Origin of the sequence: Veillonella sp. 27098_8_77 (assembly GCF_041431535.1) — a bacterium.
Lineage (GTDB): Bacteria > Bacillota > Negativicutes > Veillonellales > Veillonellaceae > Veillonella.
Genome location: NZ_JAPVXW010000023.1, coordinates 1 through 13,356, shown reverse-complemented (window position 1 = coordinate 13,356; position 13,356 = coordinate 1). Strand labels below are relative to the sequence as shown.

The following is a 13,356-nucleotide window of genomic DNA, read 5'->3' as shown; positions in this document are numbered from 1 at the left end:
GGGCTGCAACTAGAATGCGGTAAAACCGCATTCTATTACAGCCTCTTTTTATTAATGCACACGATTATTTGAAAATGCACGACTAGGCATACCTAATCCAAGTTTCATTTTTTGGTATCCATCTTTTGTATTTTTGTATGTCACATATTGTACAATATCTCTTAATTTATAATTACTAACGTGTACATCATGTGGTTTTGACATATAGTAAGTATAGCGATGCGTATCATCATATACGGTCATAACAAATAAACTGTATTTGTCCCCTTTAATCTCAAAATAAGCCCCTGGTAGCGTATCATTCCAAACAGTAGCATATTGCGCTGGTTTACCCTGAGATAATTTAGGTGAACCAATAAAAGCTAACAAATAATTATAAAGAATATTTTGTTTTTTTACATCATCATACTTTGATAGAGGGCTCACAATAATGCTTTCTCGTATCTTACCCGATTTATAGAAATCTATAGTTACCCCATCTTCGAAAGATTTGGACTTTACTAATTTGCTGTCCTTCAATACTCTAAACGCAAATGGGCCTTTATGTACTTCGGATGTATATGGCATGATATCACTAGCAGCCTTGACAGAAGGCAATACTATATTAGCTAATGGTGACATTGTATCTCGAATGATTGTTTCTTGGTTAAGTTTCTGTATTTTGTTTTTTGGCATCGCATATACGAGATGATAGGAAATAGTCGGCTGATTTGGCATTGTAAAATTAATAGTGCCTCTAATATTTTTTGAATCGTAAGAGGCTATATCCCATGTCCCTTTTTCTACTGTCGGGTAAGTAAATAGCCCTGCACCAAGAATACTATAATTATTTTTATGTAGAGTCATTTTTTTATTTTCTAACAATGACTTTAACTGATCTGCAGTTAGTTGCTTATAAGGAATACCCGAATTTTCCCATGTATCGCCCTTTGGCTGAGGACGTAATTCATAACTCATTTCACCATCAAAACCTAACGCACCGCCATAACGCGTCACTTCCTTATGTGGGCCAGCACTTTCATATGCGATTCCCATGATACTAGGATAAGGCATAGTAAACTTAATATCTGCTCCGTGATCTCTCAAAATAAATACCGTACTAGAATACTTGATAGCATGGTTCAATTCTGTTGTATTATGAACATCCGTTGGTAACTTAGACATATCATAACCAGGTTTATTTTGATTATCTTCCGTAACTTTTTTAACAATTTTGGATTCCAATATTTTTGTATCTGCCGTATCTACACGATAATTCTGATATTTATCAGCAGGTATAGATGCATTGGCGCCAGGAATATTAACATCGATGGCATAGCATTGGCCCATACCAAATGTCAGCCCCAATAAACCTAATGCTATTACACGTTTCCAGTTCATACATTCTCTCCTCAATTTATATTCTACAATCTAAGACTTATTATACCTAAATATTAATTTTTTATCAATTTTCTATAAATTTATTTTAGAATTATCAAATATTAAATCTTTTTTACGCAAACGCAATTCCTACTTGCATAATATGTTATAGTATATTTTAGGAAAATGAATTATAATTATACTGTACTTGATGTACAGTATTTTACACATTGAGGTGATAGTATGAAAAAACCATTAATCGGAATCTCCGGCAATACGCTACGCGATAACAGCGGCGCTTATGTCGATTTAATCCGTTCTTATGTAAATCAAGATTATGTCCGCTCCATCGAAGAAGCAGGCGGTATTCCTATTATTATTCCTTTCACGGAAAATTTAGAGCAAGCAAAGGAAACCATCGATATTGTTGATGGTCTACTACTTACAGGTGGTCATGATGTGTATCCGCTCAATTATGGCGAAGAACCATTGCGAGGCATCGGCGATGTGTTCCCTGAGCGCGATCAATTCGATTTTGCCTTACTAGCTGCAGCGGAGGCGCGAAATATTCCTGTATTCGCCATCTGCCGCGGTTGCCAAATCGTAAATGTCTATCGTGGTGGTTCCTTGTACCAAGATTTGCCATATGATGAAAATTGCACGATTAAGCACAGTCAAAATCAAACACCTGCATTACCTACGCATACAGTAGAAATTGAACCTGATTCTAAATTAGCCAAAATCATCGGCACAACCACATGGATTACAAATTCTCACCACCATCAAACATGCCGTAATATTGGTGAAAGCCTAGTTGTTACAGGCCGTGCTAAGGACGGTACGGTAGAGGCATTAGAAGATACAAGTCGTCCTTGGTTTATAGCTACTCAATTCCATCCAGAGATGATGCATGTAAAAGATCTTCACGCAAAAGCATTATTTAAAGCATTCGTAGATGCTACTAAGGAGGCCAACTAATGGATAAGAAAAGTAAATTTGGATTTTGGAGTATTGTACTCCTCGGTATCAACGGTATCGTTGGCACGGGGATTTTCCTATTACCGAATAAGGCCTATGCCATTATTGGTTCTGCCAGTTTAGGCGTCCTTCTATTTGATGCAGTCATTGCAGGATGTATTGCCTTATGCTTTGCAGAGGCAGCTAGTCTTTTCACACGTAATGGTGGCCCTTATCTATATGCTAAACATGCATTAGGTGACTTTTGGGGATTTGAAGTAGGCGTCCTTAAATGGATTGTAACAGTTATTGCTTGGGCCGCTATGGCCGTTGGCTTTGCTACAGCACTAGGTGCAGCAGTTCCAGCCTTAAGTGGCGATTTTGCAAAGGATGTTATTTCCTTTATATTAATCGTAGGCTTAACAATCGTAAATATATTTGGTGTTAACGTATCTAAGTTTGTTAATAACTTGATTACAATCTCTAAATTAGTACCTCTCGCCCTATTTATAACTATCGGTATATTCTTTATTAATGGCGCTAACTTTACACCTGTATTCCCAAACGATACCTATGTAGATGGCTCCTTTGCTCAAGCAGCCGTTCTTCTCTTCTTTGCGTATACAGGATTTGAGGTTATCGCTATTGCCGCAGAGGATATGAAGAATCCTAAAAAGAATTTACCTCGTGCCATTATCATGTGTATGCTTCTCGTATCCGTCCTATACATGGCAATACTTGCCGTATCCATCGGCGTTCTAGGTACAGACCTTGCTAACACAAAAGCACCGGTACAAGATGCTTTCAACGTAATTGTAGGCCCAATTGGCATGTACATTGTATTGGCGGGAACATTAATCTCTATGGGCGGTATTAATTTTGCCGAAGCCTATTACGCACCTCGTATTGCAACATCCATGGCAGAAGATGGTATGTTACCTAGTGCCTTAGCTAAACGCAATCGTTATAATGCGCCATATGTAGCAGCAATTGTCACAGCTATTGCAAGCGTGTTACTTGCCTGGTCTGGTTCATTTACAACCCTTGCTGCTATTAGTGCGGTATCCCGTTTTACACAATACCTACCAACATGTTTAGCAGTTATCATATTCCGTCGTAAATGGGCAGATAAAGAACGGTCCTACACAATCCCAGGTGGTTACACCGTTCCAGTTATCGCCATTGCTACATCCCTTTGGATGCTAGGCCAAGCCCAAACCAACCAATTACTTTGGGGCCTAGGCGGCTGTATCGTCATCCTTCCGCTCTACATTTGGTACTGGCGCAAGAAAAAAGCTGGTCTAATCCGAGAAAAAGAAGATATCTAATTACATATTTGTACACAAAAGAGGCAGGAGCTCGCTCCTGCCTCTTTAAAATTAGAACAGGCCTGTTCTAATTTTTATGGGCACAGATAATGCAGGGATTAATAGTCTGTAAAAGGTTCTTCCTCAACAGATTCGGTCAAATCTTCTTCGATATAACCATATTCATCAATGGATTCTTCTTCGTCTCTCGTATCAATGTATATGCTAATAACGGCTAATGCGCCTTGTTCATTAAGGCTCACAATGAGGCTCATCGGGCCATAAACTAAAATAAGATTATCCTCTTCATCACGAATGATGTGTGGTACGGCTGCAAAGTGTTGATTCATGAGTTGATCAAAGTAATCCTCCACATCGAGGCCATTTTCTAGTGTAATAGATTCTGCATCGCCTTTTTGAAACACTACCTTTGTATCTTCATCGATGAATTGGTAGAAATCATCGATATCAAAATTATCAGTTTCAAGCCATATGCTGAGGGCCGCAATCCAGTCTTTCACAGTGTGCGGTACAATTGGGAAGCGATATGGTGTTTCATCTAAGGATAAACGAAGATCGTCGTATTCAAACTCATAATTTTCTTGGCTAGAAACGATGCGGTCAATACGGCCATCCTCATTGATATCAACAAACAACATATACGCGTATTGGTCGCCCTCTTCATAGGCTACGGTCAAACCATGGCGGCCTTCATGAAATAGAGCGCCTTCTTCGTATACCTCTGTAATATGCATAATGCGACAGATAACAGGTACATGGTCCGATTGGATGGAATCAACCATGGCCGTTAAGAATTCTAAGCTTTCACGTTTATTACGAGCAATGATGCCTCGGCCCGTAGAAACATATTCGCAATCATCGTCGAGCATGGCTTCAACACCATGAAGATTTGCAGATTCTAGGGACGCTTTCAATAATAAAAGAACTTGTATTTCAGTCATAACTTACCTCTTTATAAAACAACAGCCAACCATATTACATTATTGTAACATAGTTGGCTGTACATAAGCGTAAAAAACTATATTATAAATTCAATTTAGCCATCATTCTATCAATTTGCTCTTGCATAGAATTCATTTTTTCATTTTGGTCATTGATAACCTTAACCAGTTCGGCTTTAGAGTAATCTGCATAAGGTTCACTCTTACCAAATTTGAGGCTAACGCCCATATTAAAGAGGTTCTCTCCACCACCTAGACTAGCACCAACCGAATATAAAGCCTTATTATTAGGACGATAAAATGCACCAAGAGCCATAGCACTAGAGCCACGATAATTACCATAGCCAGCAGCAAAAGTCCAATGATCATTAGGGTCAAAATCTTGCGGATGCAACGCTGCCAATGCTGCCGCACCGGCACCTACACGTTTAACACGACCATCTACAGCATCAATACGATTATTAACTTGAGTCAATTGATTATTAATAGTAGATGTGGAATCTGCTGTAATTCGTTTTAACTGTGCTACATTGACAGCATCAGTATCTTCTGAACCAGCTGCAACATTTGTAATTTGTCGTGTAAGAACAGTTGTTCCTGTGGAATCACCAACAGAAATAGCGGCTGCCGTAGATTTCCAAGTTGGAGAACCATCAGTAGAAGCAGCTTTTGTAGTAGGGTCATAACCAGCAATCCCTTTATCTACAGAAGCAATCGATTCACTCCCTAATGCTACACCACCATTTCGAGTAACGTCCGTATTGTACCCAAGCATTACAGCATTTTCAACATTTGCTGTATTGCGACGAGTAGCAACTAATTCCTTCACTGTATAGGTAGATGTAGTACTATCAAATATATTTGTAAATGATTTTGTTACATCTCGCTCCTCAGCTGCCATGGAGCCAAGTACAACATTATGCTTTCCACCATCAAAGTTATGGAAATCCCCAATCACTACGTTATCCTCACCATTTTTAAGGTTGTTTCTAGTACCAACAATAGTAGATCGACTAATATTCGTACCTTCATTACCATATCCACTGACAGTATTGAAAGTACTTAAATTATTCTCTTGCCCTTTTAAGACATTATTAGTACCTGAAATTTGAGAGCGAATAGCATAATCAGCTGTATTGCTACTACCTATAATGGATACTGCACCAGCATTCAAAGCCATATACTCTTTCATGTAATGTCGACCATCTTCTACTGTAGTATCTGTTTTAGCTCTGAGTTTATCGCTCCCGACTATACCTATAGTCATAAGAGAGAAATCACCAATGGTTGTACCTAATGCAGGATTATTTATCATTGGGGCTTTAGAATTGGTCACTACGTTACCAGAACCAACAATCATGGTACCAGTAGTTCCAGCTGTTCGGTTTAAACTACCTGTTACAGAGTTAGCAACATTATCAGCTTCCTCCGTATCAGTAGCAGTACTTTCAAGAGTATTTAGAGCCCCATAAGAGGAAGAGTACAAACCCGATGGTTTACTTAGATCATTCCCGCCTTCAATTGTAGTTCCATGACCAGTGATAGTTTGTAATATTTGCCCCGATTTTGAATGGTTGCCCACCACTACACTACCGCCTGAAGTGTTAGATGTATGATATCCAATAATCGTACTATACCCACTAACCGTATATTTTTTATCGCTTGGATCTTGATCTGATTTTTGGGCTTGCTCCGCAGGCGACATACTACCAATCACAACAGACTCACCTATTGTATCAATATTTTGATTATCCCCAATGACAATACCTGCTGAAGGGCCACCTGCAGATTCTGTGCTGTACTCGGCTTTGTTGTTATTACCGATAACAGTTAAGGAATCCCACTCATTTCGATATGTGTCAGTACCACGTATAAAATTTCCTCTACCAATTGTCAAATCTGATGCATTCGGCTCACGACCAGATGGATGTCCATAATCAGTAACCGTCCCAGCATCACGAGCGATGATTTGGTTATTATCACCAATCACATGTTGTCTCCGGCTACCTTGAACTGTATTATTAGACCCCACTATCCGTACATCTTCATTACCAACGGCATTTACAAGAGAGCCATTGTCTCTAGGGAATGTCTTTGTAATTGTATTATTATCCCCCACAATAGTAGCATTTTTACCACTTGGAACTGAATTACTTTTACCAGTAATATTAGTATTATCACTAGCCAGATACGTATTGCCATTCGCATCGGTAATTGGAGTTTCTCCATATACAGAGCTCCCCCATAAACAACTACAAGTACTCGTTACCAAAACAGCGGTTAACAAAGCGCTAACCTTACACTGTTTATTCATTTTCTTTTTCATACTCTGTCCCACTCCATTACAAAAAACAAAAAGATAAACATAATTTATATAATTATCTATATTAACACTATATCTAAAAAATATATTTGTCAACAATATTAATAAATAGAATACTATTTAATTTACTCAACTTATATTTTAAGCTATAATATATTCTATATAAATTTTAAAATTGGAGGTCCCTATGAAATATACAACTATTGTATTCGATTGTGACGGCACATTGCTAGACACGTTAACAGATTTACGCAATGCGGTGAATTATGTATTACGCACTCATGATTTACCAGAACGGTCGGATTCCGAGGTGAAAGCAGCTCTTGGTAACGGCGTTGCACATTTGATGCGGCAATCGCTACCAGCATCCATTTCAGAAGCTGATTTCAACACCTATCTCGACGAATTTAAAACATACTATGGTAAACATCTACAAGATTACACAGCCCCATATCCTGGTATGCTCGATGTATTAGACACATTACGTGCTAAGGGCTATAAACTCGCCATTGTATCCAACAAAATTCAAGAAGGTATTACACCACTAAACAAGGAATACTTTGGAGACCGTTTACCTATAGCCATTGGTGAACGCCCTGGATTACAGCGTAAACCAGCACCAGATATGGTATTACAAGCATTAAAAGAATTAGGTTCGACCCAAGACGAATCCATCTATATCGGAGACTCTGAAGTAGATGTGGCGACAGCCAAAAACTCAAGGCTACTTTGTATCGGCGTTACATGGGGCTTTAGAGACGAACAATTGCATAAAGATTTAGGCGTCAAACACATTGCCCGAAAGGCAAAAGATATCGTAACGATTATCGAAGAGCTTAATGCATAAGAAAACGACTAGTGCCCTATACATATGTATAGGGTACTAGTCGTTTTCTTATAAAATTAATGATATTATATCTAATTAAACTAAAGATTTACGAACCTCATTACATAAATCTATACAAACATCTACCTCTCGGCCCTTAAGCCCTAATGGTATATCTAATACTAAATCTAAACCATAATCTTCAGAAAAAGAGAATCCTGGTCCTACCCGTTGATATCATCTACCAGTATATTCTGATTAAACACATGCTTTAAAACTGGTAAATAATCGCTTACTTGAAATGCCTTTACAAAATCAATTTTTCCTTCTGGATAAGATAAAGAAATAAAACGTTCTCCTTCTTGATAAAAATCAGCATCTTCGGCTACATCGTTTAACTTTGGAGATAGTCCATTAAAATATTGTGTGTTCGAAACAAATATGTCTACGTCCTTACTTAAACGATGGTGATAGTTAAGCATTAAAATAGTTCCACCACCCATGGACCATTGGCTATTATCGATATTAGCATACTCTAAGATTTTAATGGCTTTTTCCAAAAGCAATTCTGTACGAATTCGTTCACTCTCCATAAATCGATCCTTCTACAGTACTAACAGCCGGGATATGCTTTACTTTGTTATATAATTGTTCCATTTCGAATGGTGTAATATTTTGTTCTACCATAAATTTACGTCTATTTTCTGGTTTTACCTCTCTAAAAAATTCAATCACATATCGCTCAAATTTTCCTAATTCTACACCTGATTTTATTAAATTAACAAAATTAACTATAGGTAAACGTTTATAACGAATACTAATTTCACGCTCTACAAATTCGGATACTGTTATCTTTGGAACAAACACCATGAAATCACCTCTTTTCTAATTTAATAATATATCCCTATTGATTTAATAATAGCTTCTTTAAATATTATAGGTCAACTGTTACTCCTTATTTATTCCATTATACATCAAACTAACATACGTTTAAAATTCAAATAAAAATACCACATTATAAAAATAAAATCTTCTTATAATGTGGTAATAATTAAACTTTACATCCCAAACAGTGTTAATATTTCCATAATAACTGGTATAACGAATACGAACAATACGGAGCTAATGGTCACGAGTCCTGTGGCAAATGGCAAATCAGAACCTGCTTCATTCGCTACGATTGGCAATACGGCGATAACCGGACCTGCGGATTGGACGATGAATGTGATGACCGCAACAGGATCCAATGTAATGCCCATGAGGTATTTTGTAACATAGATAACGCAGAACATGATAAATGGTGCCACGGCGAAACGTCCAATAATACCACCGATGGAGTCTTTGTTTAAACGCATGCTTTTAAGGCCTGCATCATGTAATACGATACCAATGTATAGCAAAGATAATGGTGTTACCATATTCCCTATATAGTTTAACGTATTATGCAATACCGTCGGCAAAGGAATCTGAGCATATAGAAATACTAAGGCCAAGAAAAAGCCCAACAATGGCGGTGGCAATAGTTTTTTCCAAGAAAACTTGCGTACCAAGGTGCGGAAGCTTTCACCATGGCTAGCACCATTCGTAGGCAACGGATCGGCCTCAATGAGGAATACGCCAAACATCCACACGGATATGGTGTTGCCGATGTAATAGAGCAAGAAAAACGGCAGCGCATCTTGTCCAAACAGTGCAATTTGCACAGGCAATCCGATGAATAGACAATTGTCGTTGACCACCATGTTAATAAATATACCGCGCCGTCCCCGTGGTACGTGTACGATTTTCATCATAATGAAAGCGATGATGTACGATACTACATAGGTCATCATCACGACGAGTAGTCCATACCGCAAGTCCCACAAATCCGATGTTTGCACATTGTGAAGCACGGACATAAATACGCCGACCGGCAAAATGACGGACATGATGAGACGCGATAGGTTCGAGCTAAATGTATCATTAAACATGCCCCGCCCTTTTAAGAAATATCCAAGAGATATGAGCAAGACGATAGGCATGATGCTTTGTAATGAAGTAAGAAAAACCATATAACCTCCTACATACTTTATATGTAGTATATCACAAATAAAGGACTTGAATGTGGGCTTCTTAATCTTCTCTATCTTTGGCACCATCGCTGCTTTAAAAACAAAAAAGGTTGTATTCGCTATTATGCTATTAATCTGCTTCCTATTCTTCGGTCTTGCAACCGACCTATTCTTAGGTGGCAAAACAGGCTTTTTCGCCCTTGCAGCATGGTCTGAATTATTCATCTCCCTCTTGGGTTTCTACGGTTCTGGTGCAGTACTTGTAAACAAGATATTTGGTAAAACTGTATTCCCTATGGGTAAAAGCATCCTATAATTAATTGAAAACTAGATAATACAAGTTAAAGGTCTATATATTACTGAGCTGTAATATATAGACCTTTTTTCATTACATATGCACCTTTAATTTATTTATAGCTAAATTGCGCATCCATAATCATTTGTCGAAGTTGCTCAATGCGTACACCATTTGGCAATCTATCTCTATAAAACTGTAATTTATAATAGTAACGCGTTCCTTCATAATCGGTAATTAATACCATATCCGTCCTATTATGTAATGGCCAACCATACATAAATTCAGCTAGTAAACTGCGCACACCATCATTATTAACCTCTATTACACTATCCTTAATGGGCAATACCATCTTTGCAGTAGGTTCAGGAATCGTTCTCTCTTTAACAAGATTTTTAATCTCATTATCTAAGGACATACTATTACCATCAATAGATCTTGCCTTAACATGCATAAATACCCCATCAGATGTTCTAAACACCCTACCATCAATATCCTTTGTTTCGCCTTTCGTTTCAATAGCATCCTTTAATACGCGGAATTGATAAGGTCCAAAGAATTTTGTTTCTGTGAAAGTATCTAGTGCAGCATCATTTTGGCCATTATGTTCATTCGTAACACGTATCATTGGTGTTGTATCAATTGCTTGTGAAAGCACTGGCGTCGCTAGCAATACACCAAGGCTGATGGCACATATTATTCGTTTCATCTCTACGTCCTCCATGATTTACGATGATGTGGAAAATCCTGTTCAATATCCTCTCTATAATCATCTTTATACCGGATTTCATCAATCTCTGCTGGAGTCAACACATGCCCCTGTGCATCAACATATTCACGGAACTCATTAAAGTATATCCCTTCTATATCTGAAGGTTCTAATTGTGGTTCATACGCTTCAATATTTCCGTATGTACGATTAACTTCGTCTAATATGCGATTCTGTTTCTCTATATCCGCATCACTATCTGTTTGATTGTTCGATGATCTAGATTTTGCAATAAGTGCAATGATGATGACGGCAATGACTAAATACAACATAGGACTCTCCCACTTAACCTCTAGCTAAAAGCTAGCTTTCTAATCGTGGCATGAAAAAAGGCCCGACAGAGAAGTCAGACCGTTTCTTCGATTTTTAACTTTAGAAGCGAAGTCTGGCGTCCAAACCATTTATGCCTCACTTTGGTATAAATTATATCATATTTAAACACGGAAGGGAATTGCACAATTTCCTTCCGTGTTTTGTTTACAAACCTTCGTGGTGCATACGAGTAGCATAAAATTCTTGAAATACAGGAGGTTGCTCCTCCATGAAGTTTCTCATAGAAATGAGTTTACGTTTTCCTACACGTCTATCTAAAACAGCAAAGATACGTACAATTAGATTGTCACTAGATAGGCTTTTATCAATACTTTGGTTATCAAATTCATCAAAAGCCTGATAAAAACAACGTTGATCAAATACGCCTAATTCTAATGCTGTATTGTCTATGAACGGAAATCCTTCATGCATTCTCTGTTCATATGTATCATCTTTAGGAAATAGATGCGCTTTCACATATTGATTCCAATAATTGCCCTTTATAATTTCCTTACCATTATATCGTATAGCAGCCCTGCCCTCATGATCAGGCGATTTGCTATACGAGGTAGCAAAATATTGAATATGGCCTCGCAAGCTAGGTGCTAAATATTCTGTTTCTAATTTATGTCGTATACCGGACCATGTAGACATGCTATTTACTCCTAATCCCCCAAACATATAAACACATAATTACTTATTAAGCGTAACATATAGAGTTAATCCAATTCAACTTCTTCATATCTGCAATTAATCAATTGGCCATCTTCATTAAAATCCTCTATGTAAAGTTCATTTTTATTGTGTGTTCTAAACATTAAACTATAACCTTCACCAACGGTTTCTCTCCATATATACATCTCTTGACCAAAGACATTTTCTGCTATATGAAAACCACGTGGTAAACTTAATAGATCATCTAACTCCAATGCATTATCTATTCTATTTTCTAATTCTTCTTGTTTCATATTTGCCCCTTTCAAACATGTAATCGAAATATATATTTTTATATCATCATTTTTGTACATTCTTAGAGTATCATTTACAGATAGGAACTTATGCAGTAATTATTATAAATATTGCCATCAATAAACAACATTATTACGTTCAATTATACTTAGATAATCACTTCTGTACTTTATAGAATATTTCATTGTAGGCCATAAATTAAAGGTTGAATGTAGATAATACTCAATTAAACTCTTTTGCTTACGTCCATATGCCTCATCAGTTTTATATCCAGAAAACTCATAATTAAACTGAAGATAATAGAATCCATCATTTTTACATATAATAGAAATATATGAGTTATCTTCCACCTCAAACAAACATGCATCTAAAGGAAATTTTTCTACTAATTTAATAGCATATTGCAATCTTAACTCTTTAGGTATTTCCTTTATATCTATAACTCTATATGCCTCCAATAACCGATTGTCTTCTGGCATTTTTGATTCATAGATAACTTTATAATTAACTAATCCGGCTTTAGATAGATAGTTTTCTAGAGATAAATTTTTATCAAGAAGATCTAAACTAAGAAACTCTTTAATAGACTCATCTATACAATTTAATAGTTCATGATGATCTAACTTTATAAAGTTATCGGGAAGATGTCTAGGATTAATATCAAAATCTACCAATTGATATTTAACAACATGTATCTGTTCAAAATAACTATAATACCTTTTCATAGACCATTTACCAAGTTCTTTTACTTCACAAGGCTCCACAACACCACGATTTTTAAATAACTCAACAGTTCTTACGTTTTTTTCTAAATCAATAGTAATATAATGTTGTTGTTCAATCCTTGTAGAAATAGTGCGAATAACACAATTTAACTCTTCACTTTGCCACGATTCACAGAAAAATATAAACGTTGGTGACTTTTCATATTTTCGCTCTCCAAAAGGCGCCTCTGTTGTACTTTGATAATTCGCATATGTTACAAAACAAGGAATATTACAAGACGTTAATACTTGAGCAACTCTATTTTCCCAATCATTACCATTCCTGTAGCCCTCATAATCATGATATACAAGGGGTAAAATATAAATGTACTTCTTACCTACATACCGATTAATCATTTTTAAAATATTCGTTTGAGTTCTTTCAATATTTTTCATATGAATATTCCTCCTTCTCTATAATCAGTATACCTTTTTATATGTGTATTAAACGCCCCATAAAAA

15 protein-coding genes are annotated in these 13,356 nt (G+C 36.8%); 4 read left to right on the top strand and 11 right to left on the bottom strand.

All coding sequences use genetic code 11. The annotated features are described in order from the left end of the window. Window positions 1-51 precede the first annotated feature (51 nt). Complete coding sequence (locus O3617_RS09470; protein WP_371449740.1) at window positions 52-1,380, bottom strand: hypothetical protein; 1,329 nt, start codon at window positions 1,378-1,380, stop codon at window positions 52-54. Window positions 1,381-1,602: 222 nt separating this feature from the next. Here O3617_RS09470 and O3617_RS09465 point away from each other — a divergent pair, with 222 nt between their 5' ends. Continuing rightward, a complete protein-coding gene (locus O3617_RS09465; RefSeq protein WP_371449738.1) occupies window positions 1,603-2,337 on the top strand; it encodes a gamma-glutamyl-gamma-aminobutyrate hydrolase family protein in 735 nt (244 codons plus the stop codon). After that, window positions 2,337-3,644 (top strand): APC family permease, encoded by a 1,308-nt coding sequence (locus O3617_RS09460; protein WP_371449736.1) that lies wholly within the window; start codon window positions 2,337-2,339, stop codon window positions 3,642-3,644. Before O3617_RS09465 ends, O3617_RS09460 begins: the two co-directional genes overlap by 1 nt. A 98-nt stretch (window positions 3,645-3,742) precedes the next feature. On the opposite strand, the gene O3617_RS09455 is transcribed toward O3617_RS09460, so the two are convergent. Further along, window positions 3,743-4,585 carry a hypothetical protein gene (locus O3617_RS09455; RefSeq protein WP_371449735.1) on the bottom strand — a complete coding sequence of 281 codons (843 nt, stop codon included), beginning with the start codon at window positions 4,583-4,585 and terminating at the stop codon, window positions 3,743-3,745. An 82-nt stretch (window positions 4,586-4,667) separates the two neighbouring features. Further along, window positions 4,668-6,899, bottom strand: a complete 2,232-nt coding sequence (locus O3617_RS09450) for a YadA-like family protein (protein ID WP_371449733.1) — start codon at window positions 6,897-6,899, stop codon at window positions 4,668-4,670. 196 nt (window positions 6,900-7,095) lie between these two features. Between O3617_RS09450 and O3617_RS09445 the strand changes: the two genes are divergently transcribed. Next, entirely contained in the window at window positions 7,096-7,755 is a 660-nt protein-coding gene (locus O3617_RS09445; RefSeq protein ID WP_371449732.1) for an HAD family hydrolase, read from the top strand. Window positions 7,756-7,958: 203 nt separating this feature from the next. On the opposite strand, the gene O3617_RS09440 is transcribed toward O3617_RS09445, so the two are convergent. The 3 genes from O3617_RS09440 to O3617_RS09430 all read right to left on the bottom strand — a co-directional run bounded on the left by O3617_RS09440 (window position 7,959) and on the right by O3617_RS09430 (window position 9,785). Beyond that, a complete protein-coding gene (locus O3617_RS09440) occupies window positions 7,959-8,327 on the bottom strand; it encodes a nucleotidyl transferase AbiEii/AbiGii toxin family protein (protein WP_371449730.1) in 369 nt (122 codons plus the stop codon). Then, the gene (locus tag O3617_RS09435) at window positions 8,317-8,604 is read right to left on the bottom strand and encodes a hypothetical protein (RefSeq protein WP_371449728.1); all 288 of its coding nucleotides are present in this window, start codon (window positions 8,602-8,604) and stop codon (window positions 8,317-8,319) included. The genes O3617_RS09440 and O3617_RS09435 overlap by 11 nt, the downstream gene beginning before the upstream one ends. 188 nt (window positions 8,605-8,792) lie before the next feature. Then, a complete protein-coding gene (locus O3617_RS09430) occupies window positions 8,793-9,785 on the bottom strand; it encodes an AEC family transporter (protein WP_371449726.1) in 993 nt (330 codons plus the stop codon). 52 nt (window positions 9,786-9,837) lie between these two features. On the opposite strand from O3617_RS09430, the gene O3617_RS09425 reads away from it, so the two are divergent. After that, on the top strand, window positions 9,838-10,101 hold the full coding sequence (locus O3617_RS09425) for a hypothetical protein (protein WP_371449725.1): 264 nt from the start codon (window positions 9,838-9,840) through the stop codon (window positions 10,099-10,101). A 91-nt stretch (window positions 10,102-10,192) separates the two neighbouring features. Here O3617_RS09425 and O3617_RS09420 read toward each other — a convergent pair whose 3' ends face one another. The 5 genes from O3617_RS09420 to O3617_RS09400 all read right to left on the bottom strand — a co-directional run bounded on the left by O3617_RS09420 (window position 10,193) and on the right by O3617_RS09400 (window position 13,290). After that, window positions 10,193-10,789, bottom strand: coding sequence for a hypothetical protein (locus tag O3617_RS09420; protein WP_371449724.1), 597 nt, complete (start codon window positions 10,787-10,789; stop codon window positions 10,193-10,195). A 2-nt stretch (window positions 10,790-10,791) separates the two neighbouring features. Then, window positions 10,792-11,121, bottom strand: coding sequence for a hypothetical protein (locus tag O3617_RS09415; RefSeq protein ID WP_371449722.1), 330 nt, complete (start codon window positions 11,119-11,121; stop codon window positions 10,792-10,794). A gap of 205 nt (window positions 11,122-11,326) precedes the next feature. Beyond that, the gene (locus O3617_RS09410; protein ID WP_371449721.1) at window positions 11,327-11,815 is read right to left on the bottom strand and encodes a hypothetical protein; all 489 of its coding nucleotides are present in this window, start codon (window positions 11,813-11,815) and stop codon (window positions 11,327-11,329) included. Between the two features lie 65 nt (window positions 11,816-11,880). After that, the gene (locus O3617_RS09405) at window positions 11,881-12,129 is read right to left on the bottom strand and encodes a hypothetical protein (RefSeq protein ID WP_156931399.1); all 249 of its coding nucleotides are present in this window, start codon (window positions 12,127-12,129) and stop codon (window positions 11,881-11,883) included. 117 nt (window positions 12,130-12,246) lie between these two features. Further along, complete coding sequence (locus tag O3617_RS09400; protein ID WP_371449720.1) at window positions 12,247-13,290, bottom strand: hypothetical protein; 1,044 nt, start codon at window positions 13,288-13,290, stop codon at window positions 12,247-12,249. Between the last annotated feature and the right edge of the window lie 66 nt (window positions 13,291-13,356).